Origin of the sequence: Bacillus sp. GMa5/1 (genome assembly GCF_050172015.1) — a bacterium.
Taxonomy (GTDB): Bacteria; Bacillota; Bacilli; order Bacillales; family Bacillaceae_G; genus Bacillus_A; species Bacillus_A cereus.
Window position 1 is genome coordinate 91,132 of record NZ_JBNLYC010000001.1, and the last position, 18,040, is coordinate 109,171.

Sequence of the window (18,040 nt, forward strand, 5' to 3'; positions counted from 1 at the left end):
GATATAAGCCAGAAAGCCCCGCTAAAAAACGGGACTTCACTTAAGCATTATAGATGACTCTCTATGTAAGTCACAGCATCGCCAACAGTAGCAATCTTTTCAGCATCTTCATCAGAAATTTCCATTTCGAATTCATCTTCTAATTGCATTACAAGTTCTACTACATCTAGGGAGTCTGCTCCTAAATCTTCCTTGAAGCTTGCAGCTGGTACTACCTCAGTCTCTTCTACTCCTAAACGATCAACGATGATTTTTGTTACGCGCTCTAAAACATCTGCCATTCCATTCACCTCCCCTCAAATATTATATTAAATATTGACCAAAAAAACTAGGTGAAATCGATTCTTTTATTACATTACCATACCGCCATCAACATTTAACGTTTGACCTGTAACATATTTGCTTTGATCAGAAGCAAAAAACGTTACAGCATTCGCGATATCTTTCGCTTCACCAAATTGAGCAGCTGGAATAACTTTTAACATTTCAGCTTTAATATTCTCATCTAGTACATCCGTCATATCAGTCGCAATAAAGCCCGGCGCAATTGCATTCACTGTAATATTTCGACTTGCTAACTCTTTTGCAGATGTTTTTGTTAATCCAATAACACCCGCTTTAGCAGCAACATAATTAGCTTGCCCTGGGTTTCCTATAACACCCACAACAGAAGCGATATTTATAATTCTACCGTGACGTTGACGCATCATATAACGAGATACTGCTTTTGTACATAAGAATACACCTTTTAAGTTTGTATTAATAACTGTATCCCATTCTTCTTCTTTCATACGCATTAATAAATTATCTTTTGTTACACCAGCATTATTTACAAGAATATCAACTTGTCCAAATGTATCTACTGTTTGTTTCACCATATTTGTAACATCATCAGCATTTGCAACATCTGCTTTTACCGCAATTGCATCAGAACCTAATTTCTTAATTTCATCTACTACTTCATTTGCTTTTTGTTCATTACCTGCATAATTTACTACTACATTTGCCCCTTGTTTCGCTAAATCGATCGCAATCGCGCGACCAATTCCACGTGAAGCGCCAGTTACTAATGCTACCTTCCCTTTTAACATCAGTTTTCTCCTCTCAAATTTGAAATGGTATCTTTTAATGTCTCTTCATCATATATCGCATATGCTTTCACTGATGAATCAATTGACTTCATAAGTCCAGCAAGTACTTTTCCAGGCCCAATTTCAATAAATGTATCTACTCCCTGCTTCACCATACATTCAATAGACGGGTACCATAATACAGGCGAATAAAGCTGTTCGATTAACTTTTCTTGAATGTCGGCACCACGTGTAATAACATCCGCCGTAACATTTGCAATAACAGGAATATTCGTATCATGAATTGTAATTTCATTTAAAACACTTTGGAACTTCTCAGCTGCCGGCTTCATAAGTGAAGAATGGAATGGCCCACTTACTTTTAGTGGAATTGCTCTCTTTGCACCATTTTCTTTCGCTCTTTGAGAAGCAACCTCTACGCCTTGCTTCGTTCCAGAAATTACAATTTGCTTCGTACTATTCATATTAGCGATTTGCACTGCATATCCTTCACTTGTTACTTCTTCTGTAACTTGTTTCAGCATATGTGGGTCAGCACCTAATATAGCTGCCATTGCACCTTCCCCGCCCGGAACAGCTTCTTCCATATATTCCCCGCGTTTCCTTACAGCATATACCGCATCTTCAAAAGTTAATGCACCAGCTGCTACAAGAGCGCTATATTCACCTAAACTATGACCAGCGACAAAGTCAGGTGTAATGTCATACTCTTTCAAAGCTGTCAAAATAGCAAAACTCGTTGTTAATAATGCAGGCTGCGCATTTGTTGTTAATGTAAGCTTTTCCTGCGGTCCTTCAAAAATCACTTCTGAAAGTGAATCTTGCAACACCTCATCTGCTTTTGCAAACACTTTTGCAACCTCTTTATTATTCTCTGCTAATTGTTTACCCATTCCAACTGCCTGTGAACCTTGGCCCGGAAAAAGAAATGCCATTTTTCCCATTTCAAATCCTCCTCTTATTGGAGTGACTCTTTCTCCATTACGCTTGAAATCGTAGGAATTACTTCTTTCGCTACCATTTCTCTCGTTTGACGAATCGCACTAAATATCGACTGGTCATTAGAAGAACCGTGAGCCTTAATGACAGGTGCTTTCAATCCAAATAATGCAGCTCCTCCATACTCCGAATAATCCATTTTATCTTTTAATACCATAAGTTTTGGCTTTAATACCGCCGCTGCTAATTTGCTCGTAAATGAACTCATTAATTGTTCTTTCAACATAGAGAATAGCGCAAGTGCTGTTCCCTCTAATGATTTCAACGCTACATTCCCTGTAAAACCATCACATACAACAACATCTGCTACACCTTGCAATAAATCTCTTGATTCAACGTTCCCAACGAAATTAATTGGCGCATCTTTAAGCATTGCAAATACTTGCTTTGAAAGCTCGTTTCCTTTTCCATCCTCTGTTCCAACGTTTAATAGTCCAACGCGAGGATTTTCAATTCCTCTTACCTTCTCAGCATAAACAGATCCCATTACTGCATATTGATATAAATGAATTGGTTTTGCATCAACATTTGCTCCAACATCTAACATAACAAAACCTTTTCCATCTACAGTTGGCATTGTAGGCGATAAAGCTGGTCGCTCAATTCCTTCCATACGACCGACAACAAATAATCCAGCTGCCATTAAAGCTCCTGTACTACCTGCGGATATACAAGCGTCTGCTTCTCCATCCTTTACTTGTTGTGCCGCAAGCACCATTGAAGCTTGTTTTTTTCGACGAACCGCTCTTACTGGTTCCTCCGTTGATTCTATTTTTTCGTCTGTATGAAGAATAGTAATTCGTTCATCACTCGTTAAGTATTGACGAATTTCCTCTTCTTTCCCTACTAACGTAATATGTAAATCAGAATATTCCTTAATAGCTTTCATTGCCCCTAATACTACAGCCTTTGGAGCGTGATCTCCGCCCATTGCATCTATTGCGATTTTCATAAGTTGTTACCTTCCTCACTATAATTACTAGATCGATACATTTCAAAAGTGCCTGTAAAAACAAGTTCTTCTCCAACGAAGCTACGCACTTTGACAACCGTCCGTCCCTTATCATTCTCTACATCTTCAACGCGCGCTTTTGCAACAACACGCTCTCCTAATTTTACAGGGCGAATGTATCGAATGGTAGACTTTGCAGTTAAAGCTAATTCTTCATCAATAACCGCAACAGCTAGTGAGTTTGCTTGCGCAAACAGATGATGCCCACGGGCAATTTGATTTCTTTTAAATACATGTTCTACCTTTACTTCAAAGATAGAGATTGCATGTCTATCTAATTCAATATCAATAATTTCTCCAACAACCTCTTCTAACGGTAAAGATTTCACATCTTCTTCATGTTGCTTTGTAGCTACATGTTTAATTCTCTCTCTTAATTCAGGAATAGACAATTCCATACGATCAAGTCGTACTGTTTGTATACTTACTTGAAATTTTTCCGCTAAATCTTCATCCGTAATAAAAGGATTTGATTCGATTGTTTGTTGTAATAACTCTTGTCTTTCTTTTTTACTTCTTCTTTTTTTCATACCGCACCATCCATTTTTATGACTAGGTACTAACAGTAGTATATAATCATTAAAAGTAGAATGCAACAAAAACTTTTGTTGACTCCCTTTAATCGAGCTTCTCTCCTTGGAACACACCTGTCCCATCAAGATACGTACGCAAGGCAGCGTACTGATCATTGTGCCAAAACGCTTCTGAATCTACTAGTATCGCCGCATCTTGCCTTGCTGTTTCTAACGCTCGATAATCATGTACCATGTCAGCAACCTTAAATTCTGGTAAGCCACTTTGCTTACTCCCAAAGAAATCTCCAGGACCTCGTAATTCTAAATCTTTTTCTGACAATACAAATCCATCATTTGTTTCAGTCATTATGCGCATTCTTTCTTTCCCTGTTTCTGATTTAGGGTCTGCTATTAATAAACAATATGATTGCTCACTACCACGGCCGACACGCCCTCTAAGCTGATGAAGCTGCGATAAACCGAAACGTTCTGCATCATAAATAACCATTACAGTCGCATTCGGTACGTTCACACCTACTTCAACAACTGTTGTCGATACAAGAATTTGCACTTTATTTTCACTAAACTGTCCCATTATCTCTTCTTTTTCCTGAGACGATAATCTCCCATGCATCAATCCAACTTGGCATTTCCCTTGGTAATGATGCGTCAGCATACTATGTAAGTCGATAGCATTTTGCACATCAAGTTTCTCAGATTCTTCAATTAGAGGACAAATAACGTATGCCTGTCTTCCTTTTTTTATCTCCTTTTCAACAAAACCGAGAACGCGATCTAACATATCATGTTTTGCCCAATATGTTTCAATCACCTTTCTACCTGCTGGCATCTCATCGATTATCGAAACATCCATCTCTCCAAATGCAGTAATTGCAAGCGTACGCGGAATTGGTGTCGCTGTCATAAATAATACATCTGGACTTTCACCTTTCTCCCGTAAAACTCGGCGCTGCGCTACACCAAATCGATGCTGTTCATCTGTAATAACGAGACCCAACCTATGAAATATAACTTCATCTTGAATTAAGGCATGCGTTCCAACAAGAATATCTAGTTCTCCTTGTTCTAACTTCGCTAAAATTTCTCGACGTCTCGCACCTTTAACAGAACTTGTTAACAGTTCCACCTTCATACCAAAATGCGAAAACGTTTCAGCAAGCGACTGATAATGTTGCTCAGCTAAAATTTCTGTAGGAACCATTAAAGCACCTTGATAATGAGCTAATTTCGATGCATAAAGGCCAATCGCAGCAACAACTGTTTTCCCAGAACCAACGTCACCTTGCAATAGTCGGTTCATCCGATAAGGAGATGTCATATCTTTCAAAATTTCATCTACAACTCGGCGCTGCGCACCAGTTAATGGAAATGGCAGTGCATCGATAAATTCTTGTAATTCTACTGACGGAATCTCTTTCTTCGTCCCTTTTGAATTTTCCCTCTCCATTTTCCGGAGCGTTTGCATTTTCAGCTGAAATAAGAAAAATTCTTCATATACAAAACGGCGACGCGCTTGCTTCAAATCTTCCTGTCCTACCGGAAAATGCAATGCCCTAAGCGCTTCATATCTTGGTAATAATTTATATCGCCCTAACAAACCATCCGGTAACACTTCGACTATAGAATCTCCATATTCCTTTAACGCTTGAGCAATAAAACGACGCATCTGTTTTACTGTAAGTTTCCCCTTTACTGAATAAACAGGTTCCACTTCTTGTTGACGTACAACCGGCCCAAAATGAAGTTCTGATACAGCAATTGTTTGACGATGTTGATCCCATTTACCAGTAATCGTTACCGTTTCATCTAACTTTAATTTTTGCTTATAGTAAGGCCTATTAAAACATACCGCCGTAATTAAATAACGACCGACGAGAACACGAACTGTTAAACGCGATTTCTTCTTACCATAATATTGCAGTAAAGGAGCACTATGAATCTTCCCTTCAACCGTTACACGTTCATCATGCTTTACTTCAGCAAGATCTTTCATCGCATAATCTTCATAACGGTATGGAAAATGTTCTAATAGATGAGAAACTGTATAAATACCCATCTCATGTAGTAACTCAGATGTTTCTCCTCCGATCCCCTTTACATCCGTAACAGGAACTTGTACAACATCATTCAAGATTCTCACACCCCGTCACATTATTTTCTTTATTGCATTTTATTTGAGTACCAATTAGCATCTGTAATCGCTCTCTTTCACCTTATATATTCTATCATAGGCATTCTAAGAGAAACTACTCAAATCCCTTATATAAAACAAGTAAAAAAGAGCCTCACTATTAGCAGCAAGGCTCTTTTCTCTCTTCAATATGCTAGCCTTTTGAATAAAAACTAGTAATAAACTTCATATTACTACTTCTTATCCATTAGCAAGTAAGTAATCCATTTATTTTCAAAACGAATCTTATCTTATTCTACAGAGAAGATGAAAGAATACACTGGTTGGTTTCCAGCATGCACTTCTACTTCTGCATCTTCAAATTTCTCTTCTACAAATTCAACTAACTCCGCTACTTCTTCGTCAGTTGCATCCTCACCTTGTAGAATCGTTACGATTTCAGAATCTTCATCAATAAGCGCTTCTAGTAATTGCTTCGCAGCTCCTACTTTTTCAGCATTTGTAGATACAATTTTCCCATCTGCAATACACATGAAGTCATCTTTTTGAATTGCTACACCATCAATTTCCGTATCACGTACAGCATACGTAATTTGACCTGTTTTCACATGAGATAAAGCTTCTTGCATGTTTTCTTCATTCTCTTCTAACGTTCCAACTGGGTTAAATGCTAACATTGCTGCCATACCTTGAGGAACTGTTTTCGAACGAACAACAATAACTTCTTGATCTACAACTGATGCCGCTTGTTCTGCTGCCATTACAATATTTCCGTTATTCGGTAAAATAATGATTTTTTCAGCATTTGCTTCTTCAATTGCCTTCACGATATCCTCCGTACTTGGATTCATCGTTTGACCACCTTCGATAACTTTCGTTGCGCCGATGCTCTCAAATAAAGTTTTAATACCAGACCCCATAGCTACAGTTACGATACCATATGGTTGTTTTTCTTTCGATTGAGCTGGTTGTTCAGGAACCATAGTAGGTTCATCTAATAAAGCAGTATGCTGTTCACGCATATTTTCTACTTTAATCTTAATTAAACTACCGTATTTTTGCCCGTAGTTCATAGCGTCTCCAGGATGTTCTGCATGGATATGAACTTTTACAATTTCATCATCAGACACAACTAGTAGAGAATCACCATATACACTAATATCTTCACGGAATTTTTGTTCAGAGAAATTATGCTCTTTCACCTTTTCAGCCTCTAATTTCACCATGAACTCCGTACAATATCCATACTTAATATCTTCTGTACTCAATTGGCTTTGTACACTACGGTGATGTTCTGCGCGTACCATTTCATTCATAGATGGTTGCGTCGGTGCATCAGAAGAAATCGTTTCTCCTTTTAAGTCAGCTAAAAATCCTTCGTATACCACTACAAGACCTTTACCACCGCTATCTACAACGCCAACTTGTTTTAATACAGGTAATAAATCTGGCGTACGATTTAACGATGCGTTTGCTTCTTTCACAACGTCTTCCATAAACAAAACAAAGTCGCGCTGTTTTTTCGCAACTGTTACTGCATATTTACCCGTTTCTCTTGCAACCGTTAAAATCGTTCCTTCAATCGGTTTCATAACCGCTTTATAAGCCGCCTCTACTCCAGCTTCTAGTGCTGCAGCAAAATCAACTGTTGTTAATTCTTCTTTTTGTTCAATGGATTTAGAGAAACCACGGAACAACTGAGATAAAATAACTCCAGAGTTACCACGAGCTCCCATTAATAATCCTTTGGCTAAACTTACGCCGACTTTACCAGCATGCTGTGAAGGGTTTGCTTTCACTTCACGCGCACCTGAAGTCATAGATAAGTTCATGTTTGTACCGGTATCGCCATCTGGAACTGGAAATACGTTTAATGCATCAACAAGCTGAACATTGTTTGTTAAATTATTCGCTCCTTGCATGATCATTTGTGATAAACGTTTTCCATCAATTTTTTGAATTGACACAGATTTTCCTCCTTAATGCACATTACAAGTTTATTACTTTAACTCCTTGTACGTAGATGTTTACAGAATCTACTGCTAGTCCTACAGTTTGATCTAATGTATATTTCACTTTCGTCTGCACATTATGTGCCACTTCTGAAATTTTCGTACCATAGCTCACAATAATATACATATCAATATGTACTTCATCTTCATCTTTACGAACAATAACACCTCTAGTGAAGTTTTCTTTTCGTAAAATGTCTGTTAATCCATCTTTTAACTGATTTTTTGATGCCATACCTACGATACCGTAGCAATCTACCGCGGCACCTCCAGCAATTGTTGCAATTACATCTGTACTAATATCAATTTGACCGTACTTCGTTTTAATTTCAATTGACATCTCGTTTCCCCCTTCATAAATGGTGAAAGTGAGCTAGACTACTTTAGTTACTATCATATAATCTTTTTAAAGAAAATTCCATCGTTCTTTCTTTTCACTCTCATATTTTATGTTTTAAATTACACTTTTTTATGATGAGCAAAATAGTCCATTGTTATTATACAACATGTACCACTATAATATGTCAAGCAATTTTTATGGATTTCAACTTTTCTTCATTGACATATAGTGTCAAGTAAATTTTCTTGATTTCTTTTTTCTACGGTGTTGCATTCTCTTTTTAGTTGTGTTAAATTATAGTAGTGTTTTTAGCATCGCATAAAAGACTAACATTGAAAAATTACGTATGGTAAGGTATCAAGGGAGGGAAATATAAATGGCTCGTGTTTGTGCTATTACTGGAAGAAAAGCTCGTTCTGGTAACTCTCGTTCTCACGCAATGAACGCTACAAAACGTAAATGGGGCGCTAACCTTCAAAAAGTTCGCGTACGCATCGACGGAAAAGTTCAACGTGTTTACGTTTCTGCTAGAGCATTAAAATCTGGCAAAATCGAACGTGTTTAATAATAAAAAAAAGAGCCGATAGGCTCTTTTTTTACTATAACAATGGAAAAAGCACCGGTGATAGGTGCTTTTTTTAATCTTTTTTGAAGGTATTTAACATTGCACGAACTATTCCACCAAGAAATTTAGGTAACTTAATTGTATAAAATCTCATGGTTTCCCTCCTAATCCCCATTACTCCACTTGGTCACTATATGATGTAAGGAGCAAAATTGTTTCTTCAATCAGTGCTTCTTATCAACATTAATATGCCAGAAGTAAATGAAAAAGTACCTTTTTCCTCAACGAGTTCGTTACTAATACAAAGTGTTGATCCCCACTCTATTGTTTTATTAGTAAGAGGGTACTTAAAACCAAACAATGTAATCCCTTCCACTATTTCAGTAACTGGTACAAAAGATACATAAGGAAAATTTTTATTTTCTTCAATTATATGTGTACCCATTTTTTTAACTGTTATTTCATTTTTATTGTCCACAATACACATTTCTATCTCTACTTCTAACCCTTTTAAAAGCATCTGTATATTTGCCAAACCGTGATCAAGCCTTCCACCAGTAGCACCAAAAATACGAATTAGTGCCGGCTTCTGTTCTAATGCCCAGTTGATTGCAATTTCTAAATCCGTTTGATCTTTTTCCCGCGGAACAATATGTAATTCGTTCGTTTGCTGTCCCATCCATACTAATTCTTCTTCAGTAACTGAATCGTAATCTCCAAACGCAACAGCCGGGGTAATCCCTTTCTTTAATAGACGGTATACTCCCCTATCAACCGCTGCCCACACTACTTCCTCATTCTCGTATCGAGCAAAATCTGCGCAATATTCCGAAGGTCCTCCTGCCAAAATATGAATAATCATTTTTTCTTCTCCTTCCATTGTAAAAAGGCAATCTGCCATTTGGTAGATTGCCTTTTTACATATTTTTATCCTATCCTATAAATGCCTTACTAGGATAAAAGTTCATCACTACCCACGAATTACGCGAATTGCTTCACCGCGGTCTTTTTGATTGTATACTGCTGACCCAGCTACAAGTACATTTGCTCCTGCTTCCACACAAAGTCTTGCTGTTTCAGCATTTACACCACCATCAACTTCAATTTCCACTTCTAGATTGCGCTCTTTCACCATGTCTGCAACTTGTTTAATTTTCGGTAATACAGAATGGATAAACTTCTGTCCACCAAATCCAGGGTTTACTGTCATAAGTAATACCATATCTATATCTTCTAATACATGCTCAATCACTGAAACTGGCGTATGTGGATTTAATACAACGCCCGCTTTAATACCATGAGATTTAATTAACTGAATTGTACGATGTAGATGCGGACACGCCTCTACGTGAACAGTAATAATATCCGCTCCCGCTTGTGCGAAAGTCGGGATATAGTTATCAGGATTTTCAATCATTAAATGTACATCTAATGGTAATGATGTAATCGGACGGATTGCTTCTACAATTAACGGTCCAATCGTAATATTTGGTACGAAATGTCCATCCATTACGTCAACGTGAATGTAATCCGCTCCGCCCTTTTCTACATCTTTAATCTCTTCCCCTAATTTTGAAAAATCTGCTGATAAAATCGATGGTGCAATTTTAATCATAACTAATACCTCGGCTTTCTCTCTCTAATTTCTTCTACGAATTGTTTATAGTTCTTATAGCGATATTCTGTAATCTTCCCTTCTTCAACCGCAGCTTTCACCGCACATTTCGGTTCAGAAAGATGTGTACACCCTCTAAATTTACAGTATTGGCTCGCTTCTTTCAACTCTGGAAAACAATATGTAAGATCTTCTACTTCTATATCAATGAAATCTAGTGAACTAAAACCCGGTGTATCTGCTACTAGTCCACTCCCAATTGCAATTAATTCTACGTGTCTTGTCGTATGCTTCCCGCGTCCTAAATGGGAGGAAATATCATTTGTTTTCAGCTCTAATTCTGGACGTAGCACATTAAGCATTGAAGATTTCCCAACACCAGATTGACCCGCAACGACAGAAACACAATTTTCTAAGTATGGTTTTAATATATCAATACTTTCTGACGTATTAATAGAAGTAAATAAAACATCATAACCCATCTCACGATAATCATTCGCATAAGCTTCAACAGTTGCTTTCATTTTTTCATCTACTAAATCCATCTTGCTAATACAAATAATTGGCTTAATGTTATGATATTCAATCAGCACTAAAAATCGATCTAACAGTCCAGGATTAAAATCTGGTTCTACTGCAGAGAACACAAGGATCGCTTGATCGACATTAGCAATAGGAGGTCTAACAAGTTCATTTTTTCGATCAAACACTTCAAGCACATAACCTTCAGTTGGATTATCTGCCTGAAAAACAACTTGGTCTCCTACAAGTGGTGTAATTTTATTTTTTCTAAATACACCTCGCCCACGACATTGCGTAACCCCTTCTTCATGCTGCACGTAATAAAACCCACTTAAAGCTTTTATAATTTTTCCTTCTGGCATAGAATTCTCCTTTTTTGTATAAGGTGATGCTGAATTTAAAAATGAATAGATTTAAATTTTCCAAATAACGATTTCAAAACCTACCATATATACTTTCGCTAATATATATTAAATTTCCCATTAAATGCAAAAAAACATTTACAGCTGCATCACTTTACTAGCTTTTTGAATCATATATTTTTGCCTGCTATACCGTCCACTTTGTAGACAGCATAACAGGCAATAATAATAAGTAGACTTTCACTATTATTGAGTTGGATATGGTACTTCTTTATCAATAATCGTTACTCCATCCCGTACAATTTTATAGTGTCCCTTTGAACCTTCTTGAATTACAAATTCTAAAGAAATAGTCGCTGATTCAGTAATTGTTCTCGTTTCAACCGGTCTATCCATTTTTTGCTGCATGTCTTCTTTATAAATTTCTATTGTTTGCGGCTTTTTTTCACCTGTTACAGCAGGCTCATATGGGATAGAGATATTGTCCACTTTTACCGTTTTAGTCACTTTAGGCTTTTGACCATCAGAGATAATAATAGTTACTTTATCTCCCTCTTTTAATGGTGTACCTGGTTTTGGAAATTGCGAAATTACAAGTCCTTTTTCGACTGTATCTGAATACTCTCGTTTTATATCTGACGTTAGTTTTCTCTCATTCAAATAACCAGTTACACTATTTTCAGTCCACCCCGAAAAGTCACCTGGTCTAATTTGATAAGGGCCTTTACTTACCCAGATTTTCAGTTCTTGCTCCGCTTCTATAACCATTTGATCAGGCGTCGGAATTTGTTCTACAATTTCACCTTTCGGCTTATCATTTTCAATATAATTTACCGTAACTTGTTTATATTTTTCTTCTAACTCAGCTTTTACACTCTCAAAGTTTTGACCTGTGAAATTTGCCATCTTACTTTTCTTTTTTCCACCTGATTGATAGATAGTAATTTTAGCGTTTTCTTTTACGACTCTTCCTGCTACAGGATCCGTTTTTATTACATCCCCAACCTCAACATCATCTGTATATACAATATTAGGCTCCGTCACCTCAAAGCCCTTTTCTACTAATGTATTTACAGCTGTCGTGTATTTCATACCAGCCACATCAGGAACTTTCACATCTTTCGGAATAAATAATCCTGGAATAACCGTAAGTGCTAATGTTATTCCTATTGCTAAAAATAAAAATGTTGAAATTAAAACTTTAAGCCACTTGCTACTCCGTTTTTTCTTCTTATCTAACTCAGCTGCTTCTGCTCTTATCGGTTCTTCCATCTTACTCCCATTTAAAACAATCGTTTCATCACTTACATTTTCAAATAATTGTTCTTGTTGAATAATCGGAATCGCTTTCGTCGCTTCCATATCTTCCGGTATGGAAAATGGTTGCTCATTTATCCTCTCTGGATATAGCGCAGTTTCAATATCTCGCTTCATCGCATTGGCAGATTGATATCGGTGAAACGGATCTTTTGCAGTTGCCTTTAATATAATATTTTCAACACTTTGCGGAATATTTTCATTCCATCTTTTTGGTGATGGAATTTCACTTTGTAAATGTTTTAAAGCTATGGCAACAGCAGATTCGCCAGAAAACGGTTGTCTTCCTGTTAACAATTCAAACATAACTATTCCAAGAGAATAGATATCTGATTGTTTATTTGCTATCCCGCCACGTGCCTGTTCTGGTGATAAATAATGGACTGAACCGAGCACTGAATTTGTATGTGTAATTGTTGTTGCACTTGTAGCTGTCGCAATTCCAAAATCTGTTACTTTTATTATTCCATCAGCTCGAATTAAAATATTGTGCGGCTTTATATCACGATGCACAATTTCAAAATGATGGGCATGTGCCATAGCGGATGTTAACTGCTCCATAATATCAAGAGCTTCTCCTATAGGTAACATCCCTCGCTCAATTATGTATTGCTTCAATGTTTGCCCTGGTACATATTCCATGACAAGATAGTATATACCATCTTCTTCTCCGACATCATACATATTCACAATATTTGGATGCGACAACGTTGTAACAGACTGCGCTTCTCGATGGAAACGTTTAATAAACTCTTCGTTATTTGAGTAGTCGAGTCTTAATATTTTTACCGCTACATCTCGGCCAAGTATATCATCATGAGCTAAATATACATTGGCCATTCCGCCACCACCAATCATTTTCAGCAGCTTATAACGGTCATTTAAGCGTTTTCCAATCAGCACGTTGCACTTCACCTACTTTCGTTTGTCGAACCCGCATAATCAATAAGAACAAGTGTGATATTATCTTCTCCACCGCGATCATTTGCCAATTGAATGAGACACTGCCCTTTACCTTCAAGCTGTTCATTTAACTGTAAAATTTGTCGCATATCATCAATAGAAACTTTGTTTGATAACCCATCAGAGCAAAGAAGTAATTGATCATCTTCCTCAATCACCAACGTTTTAACATCTAACCCAACTTTTTCTTCTGTTCCTAATGCCCTTAATAACACATTCTTTTTCGGATGATACTCTGCGTCTTCCTTTGAAATTTCACCATGTTTCACAAGCTCATTTACAAGTGAATGATCTTCCGTTACTAGCGTCATTTCTCCTTCTGATACCATATAGCAACGACTATCTCCTATATGCCCTATTGTCACAAAGCTTGGTGTACAAACAGCTATTATAAGCGTTGTTCCCATACCATTACATTCTGCATTTTGCTGAGCGTATTCATATATACGCTCATTAATAATCCCAACACTAGTATGTAACCATTGTTCTACTTTTTTCGGCTCATTCATATTATGTGTTTGCTTCCAATAATCATGGAATAATTGAATGGCCATCGAGCTAGCTACATCACCAGCTCGATGACCTCCCATTCCATCTGCTACTACCGCTAATACATTTCCATCTAAATTGTGAAAAACTCCTGCACTATCTTCATTATGTTGACGAACTTTTCCTTTATCCGATAGAAATACGGCTTTCATCTCGTCACCTCGTCTCTTCTTTGCGCTCCTTCGCACGCAACTGACCGCAGGCTGCATCAATATCATGACCTTGTTCACGGCGAATCGTTACATTCACTCCACGATCTTTTAACGTTTTCTCGAACAAGAAAATTTGTTCACGTGGCGTACGTACATAATCACGTTCAGGTACGTAGTTTACCGGAATCAAGTTCACATGACATTTTACACCTTTTAAGAGCGCAGCAAGCTCTTCAGCATGCTCTACTTGGTCATTTTCTCCTCCAAATAATCCATATTCAAAAGTAATACGACGCCCTGTTCTATTTACATAGTATTTAATAGCTTCCATTAAATCTGGTAATTTATAAGCACGGTTAATCGGCATTAATTTTGAACGTAATTCTGAGTTTGGAGCATGCAATGAAATCGCAAAATTAATTTGTAGATCTTCTTCAGCAAACTTATAAATTTTCGGGATAATTCCACTTGTCGAAACAGTCATATGTCTTGCACCAATATGAAGTCCTTTTTCATGGTTAATGATGCGTAAGAATCCCATTAAATTATCATAGTTATCAAATGGTTCTCCAATCCCCATAACAACAAGAGAACTTACACGTTCTTCTGTTTCATCAAGCGCACGCTGAACTTCTACTACTTGCGCTACGATTTCTCCAGCTTCTAGGTTTCGCTTTAATCCACCAAGTGTCGAAGCACAGAACGTACACCCAATACGACAACCAACTTGCGTTGTTACACAAATGGAATTTCCATATTCGTGTCGCATTAATACCGTTTCAATAGAATATCCGTCATATAATTGGAATAAGAATTTAATTGTTCCATCCGAAGACGTTTGTTTTACTAACGTGTTTAAAGTAGTAATATCAAAGGAATTCGACAATTTATCACGCAATCCTTTAGAAAGGTTTGACATATCCTCATAATTTTTTACACGTTTTTTATATAACCAATCAAAAATTTGTCCAGCACGGAACTTCGGTTCTCCTTGTTCCTTTAACCAATCTTGCATTTCATGAAGTTGTAAAGAGTAAATTGATGGTTTCTTCGTTTCTAAATTTTTCTTTTGTTTTCTTACAGTCGTTTCCATGATGCTACACCTTCTTCCTTAAACAAGCAATATAAAAGCCATCCGTCGCAAAATAATGCGGTAAAATTTGTACTTGACCTTCATCAATATACGGAGTTAATTTTTCTGGCATACGCTCTTTAAGCGTAGTATCCCATTCAAATTCAGGATGTTCTTGTAAAAATTTCTCTATTACTTGTTCATTTTCTATTTTCTCAATTGTGCACGTACTATAAACAAGACGACCGCCTTGTTTTAATAATGGTGCTACTTTTTCTAGTATTGCAATTTGAATCGTCGATAATCTTTCACTATCGCCTTTATCTTTTCCTAACTTAATATCAGGCTTACGTCTAATTACACCAAATCCAGAACACGGTGCATCTACCAATATTTTATCAAACGTTTCATTTGCAAAGTGCTCTTGCACTTTTCTAGCATCTAGCGCTTTAGTTTCGACATTTTCTAGACCAAGTCGCTCTGCTTGCTGTTTAATTAAACGTACTTTGTGTGCATGTAAATCAAGGGACATGACCTTACCAGTTCCCTTTAATCGTTCCGCGATATGCGTTGTTTTTCCGCCTGGAGCAGCACAACTATCAAGAACTGCATCTCCCGTATTCGGTTCTAAAGCGCGTGCTACAAGCATAGAACTTTCATCTTGAATGGAAAGAAATCCTTTTTTAAACGCTTCTGTATGCGCTACATTTCCTCTTTCAATCTGAATTGCATCATCTGATAAGTCACCACGTTTTGCTTCTATACCTTCACTTGCCAACAACTCAATCGCTTCTTCTACCGTTACCTTATCAACATTCACACGCGCTGTTGGTACAGGGGGTAACATGTTTACTTCGCACATTTTTTCTGCAGTTTCTAAACCGTATTCTGAAGTCCACTCTTGGACAAGCCAAACTGGATGACTTGTTGTAATTGCAAGACGTTCTACTGGATCCTTGATTTCATCTACAGAAGGTACACCTTCTCTCTGAATCGAACGTAATACACCGTTCACCATACCAGCAATTCCTTTATGCCCGCGACGCTTTGCAATCTCAACCGCTTCATGAATAGCCGCTCTTTCTGGCACTCGGTCTAAATAAATCATTTGATATAAAGATAAGCGAAGCAATACTCTTACCCACGCCTCAACCTTCTTTTTTAAAAAAGGCTGTAAATAATAATCTAATGTGTCACGACGTTGAATCGTTCCATATACAATTTCAGTTAATAAACCAATATCTTTTCTATCAATTGCACTTTTTTCAATTAGATTATTTAAAAGTAAGTTGCTATATGCACCACTTTTTTCCACTTGAATTAAACCATCAAGAGCTAATTCACGAACATTTTGTCTCATGCATTTTCTCCTAACTTCGTTCCAATTTCAGGTTTTGTTCCACGTAAAAATTGTGAACAACTCATACGCTTTTTACCAGAAGGTTGCAATTCAGTAATTTTAACACCTGTTTCATTACTCGTTGCTACAACAAAACCATCTTCTTCAATTGCAACAATCGTACCTGCTTCAGCCGGTTCAGTTATAGGCACTTTTTCTCCCCACCATACTTTAACAACTTGTCCTGCTAAAGTTGTATAAGCAACTGGCCATGGATTCAATCCGCGAATGTGATTGTATACTTCTTCACCTGTTTTTGTCCAATCAATTTTCTCTTGCTCACGTTTTATATTGTACGCAAACGTTACTTCTTCTTCGTTTTGTTTAATCGGTTCTAACTTACCTTGGATTAATAAAGGTACTGTTTTAGATAGAAGGTGTGCTCCTGCTTCACTTAATTTATCAAATAATGAGCCTGTCGTTTCACGCTCTTCAATTTCAACTTCCACTTGCGTTAAGATATCACCAGCATCCAATTTTTCTACCATATACATAATTGTAATACCTGTTTTTTCTTTACCTTCCATAATTGCATAATGAATTGGTGCACCACCACGAAGTTCAGGAAGTAAAGAAGCGTGAACATTAATACATCCATACTTCGGTGCTTCTAAAATTTCATTTGGTACAATCTGCCCAAATGCAGCTGTTACAATTAAATCTGGCTCTAATGCCAATACTTTTTCATATTCATCTTTTTCACGAATTTTTAACGGCTGTAACACAGGGATACCATGTTTTTCCGCTTCAACTTTAACAGGTGTAGGTGTTAATACTTTTTTTCTACCTACTGGACGATCAGGTTGCGTCACAACACCTACTACCTCATAGCCATCTTCAATAAGACGACGAAGCACCGGCACTGAAAAGTCCGGTGTTCCCATAAACACTACTTTTATCATTTAAAAACCGCTCCTTTTAACACCTATTCTAGTTCGTTTTCTTCATAATATCTTGTCACTTTCGATGTAAATAAAACACCGTGTAAATGATCAATTTCATGTTGAATTGCACGCGCTAAAAATCCTTCCGCTTCTAATAAGAATACTTTCCCACGGCGATTTTGCGCTCTTACTTTAATATAATCGGCACGTTCTACTTCACCATAAAGTCCCGGGAAGCTTAAACAGCCTTCGGGACCTACTTGTTCACCACGTTTTTCTAATATTGATGGATTGATTAACTCGATTTTCCCAGTATCATCATCGACATCAACAACCGCTACTTGCAAGCTTACACCTACTTGAGGCGCAGCTAAACCGACTCCGTCCGCAATTAACATTGTTTCATGCATATCTTTCAACAATTTCACTAACTTTTTATCAAAGTTAATTACTCTTTCGCATGGTGTTTCTAACACTTCATTTGGATGCTTTATTATTTCTAAAACTGCCATATTTCCC

General features: G+C 37.2%; 19 protein-coding genes. 1 reads left to right on the top strand and 18 read right to left on the bottom strand.

From position 1 onward, the window contains the following. Nucleotides 1-47: 47 nt before the first annotated feature. From acpP to ACQGSG_RS00450, 8 genes are all read right to left on the bottom strand, one after another. A complete protein-coding gene (gene acpP / locus ACQGSG_RS00415) occupies nt 48-281 on the bottom strand; it encodes an acyl carrier protein (protein ID WP_000786062.1) in 234 nt (77 codons plus the stop codon). Between the two features lie 69 nt (nt 282-350). Continuing rightward, the gene (gene fabG / locus ACQGSG_RS00420; protein WP_000911768.1) at nt 351-1,091 is read right to left on the bottom strand and encodes a 3-oxoacyl-[acyl-carrier-protein] reductase; all 741 of its coding nucleotides are present in this window, start codon (nt 1,089-1,091) and stop codon (nt 351-353) included. Then, complete coding sequence (fabD, locus tag ACQGSG_RS00425; RefSeq protein WP_098877503.1) at nt 1,091-2,035, bottom strand: ACP S-malonyltransferase; 945 nt, start codon at nt 2,033-2,035, stop codon at nt 1,091-1,093. The genes fabG and fabD overlap by 1 nt, the downstream gene beginning before the upstream one ends. Before the next feature lie 14 nt (nt 2,036-2,049). Next, nucleotides 2,050-3,042: a phosphate acyltransferase PlsX gene (gene plsX, locus ACQGSG_RS00430; protein ID WP_000684100.1), complete on the bottom strand. Its 993-nt coding sequence runs from the start codon at nt 3,040-3,042 to the stop codon at nt 2,050-2,052. Beyond that, nucleotides 3,039-3,632: a transcription factor FapR gene (fapR, locus tag ACQGSG_RS00435; RefSeq protein WP_000747349.1), complete on the bottom strand. Its 594-nt coding sequence runs from the start codon at nt 3,630-3,632 to the stop codon at nt 3,039-3,041. Before fapR ends, plsX begins: the two co-directional genes overlap by 4 nt. 88 nt (nt 3,633-3,720) lie before the next feature. After that, a complete protein-coding gene (recG, locus tag ACQGSG_RS00440; RefSeq protein WP_098605487.1) occupies nt 3,721-5,769 on the bottom strand; it encodes an ATP-dependent DNA helicase RecG in 2,049 nt (682 codons plus the stop codon). Between the two features lie 290 nt (nt 5,770-6,059). After that, nucleotides 6,060-7,736 (bottom strand): DAK2 domain-containing protein, encoded by a 1,677-nt coding sequence (locus tag ACQGSG_RS00445; protein ID WP_000027129.1) that lies wholly within the window; start codon nt 7,734-7,736, stop codon nt 6,060-6,062. Nucleotides 7,737-7,758: 22 nt separating this feature from the next. Further along, nucleotides 7,759-8,121: an Asp23/Gls24 family envelope stress response protein gene (locus ACQGSG_RS00450; RefSeq protein WP_000021109.1), complete on the bottom strand. Its 363-nt coding sequence runs from the start codon at nt 8,119-8,121 to the stop codon at nt 7,759-7,761. 376 nt (nt 8,122-8,497) lie between these two features. Between ACQGSG_RS00450 and rpmB the strand changes: the two genes are divergently transcribed. Continuing rightward, nucleotides 8,498-8,686, top strand: coding sequence for a 50S ribosomal protein L28 (gene rpmB, locus ACQGSG_RS00455; RefSeq protein WP_000124776.1), 189 nt, complete (start codon nt 8,498-8,500; stop codon nt 8,684-8,686). Between the two features lie 73 nt (nt 8,687-8,759). On the opposite strand, the gene spoVM is transcribed toward rpmB, so the two are convergent. From spoVM to def, 10 genes are all read right to left on the bottom strand, one after another. Beyond that, nucleotides 8,760-8,840, bottom strand: coding sequence for a stage V sporulation protein SpoVM (gene spoVM / locus ACQGSG_RS00460; protein ID WP_001213599.1), 81 nt, complete (start codon nt 8,838-8,840; stop codon nt 8,760-8,762). A 66-nt stretch (nt 8,841-8,906) separates the two neighbouring features. Continuing rightward, nucleotides 8,907-9,587: a thiamine diphosphokinase gene (locus tag ACQGSG_RS00465; protein WP_000752663.1), complete on the bottom strand. Its 681-nt coding sequence runs from the start codon at nt 9,585-9,587 to the stop codon at nt 8,907-8,909. A gap of 69 nt (nt 9,588-9,656) precedes the next feature. Continuing rightward, complete coding sequence (rpe, locus tag ACQGSG_RS00470) at nt 9,657-10,301, bottom strand: ribulose-phosphate 3-epimerase (RefSeq protein ID WP_000589974.1); 645 nt, start codon at nt 10,299-10,301, stop codon at nt 9,657-9,659. A 2-nt stretch (nt 10,302-10,303) separates the two neighbouring features. Continuing rightward, nucleotides 10,304-11,185 (bottom strand): ribosome small subunit-dependent GTPase A, encoded by an 882-nt coding sequence (gene rsgA / locus ACQGSG_RS00475; protein WP_001113932.1) that lies wholly within the window; start codon nt 11,183-11,185, stop codon nt 10,304-10,306. Between the two features lie 246 nt (nt 11,186-11,431). After that, on the bottom strand, nt 11,432-13,405 hold the full coding sequence (pknB, locus tag ACQGSG_RS00480) for a Stk1 family PASTA domain-containing Ser/Thr kinase (protein ID WP_325842590.1): 1,974 nt from the start codon (nt 13,403-13,405) through the stop codon (nt 11,432-11,434). 8 nt (nt 13,406-13,413) lie between these two features. Further along, the gene (locus tag ACQGSG_RS00485) at nt 13,414-14,166 is read right to left on the bottom strand and encodes a Stp1/IreP family PP2C-type Ser/Thr phosphatase (protein WP_000648703.1); all 753 of its coding nucleotides are present in this window, start codon (nt 14,164-14,166) and stop codon (nt 13,414-13,416) included. A 4-nt stretch (nt 14,167-14,170) separates the two neighbouring features. Then, a complete protein-coding gene (gene rlmN / locus ACQGSG_RS00490; protein WP_000450541.1) occupies nt 14,171-15,259 on the bottom strand; it encodes a 23S rRNA (adenine(2503)-C(2))-methyltransferase RlmN in 1,089 nt (362 codons plus the stop codon). A gap of 4 nt (nt 15,260-15,263) precedes the next feature. After that, nucleotides 15,264-16,598 carry a 16S rRNA (cytosine(967)-C(5))-methyltransferase RsmB gene (gene rsmB / locus ACQGSG_RS00495; RefSeq protein WP_087967407.1) on the bottom strand — a complete coding sequence of 445 codons (1,335 nt, stop codon included), beginning with the start codon at nt 16,596-16,598 and terminating at the stop codon, nt 15,264-15,266. Next, complete coding sequence (gene fmt, locus ACQGSG_RS00500) at nt 16,595-17,539, bottom strand: methionyl-tRNA formyltransferase (protein WP_000598804.1); 945 nt, start codon at nt 17,537-17,539, stop codon at nt 16,595-16,597. The genes rsmB and fmt overlap by 4 nt, the downstream gene beginning before the upstream one ends. Nucleotides 17,540-17,562: 23 nt before the next feature. After that, entirely contained in the window at nt 17,563-18,033 is a 471-nt protein-coding gene (gene def / locus ACQGSG_RS00505) for a peptide deformylase (RefSeq protein ID WP_000279455.1), read from the bottom strand. Between the last annotated feature and the right edge of the window lie 7 nt (nt 18,034-18,040).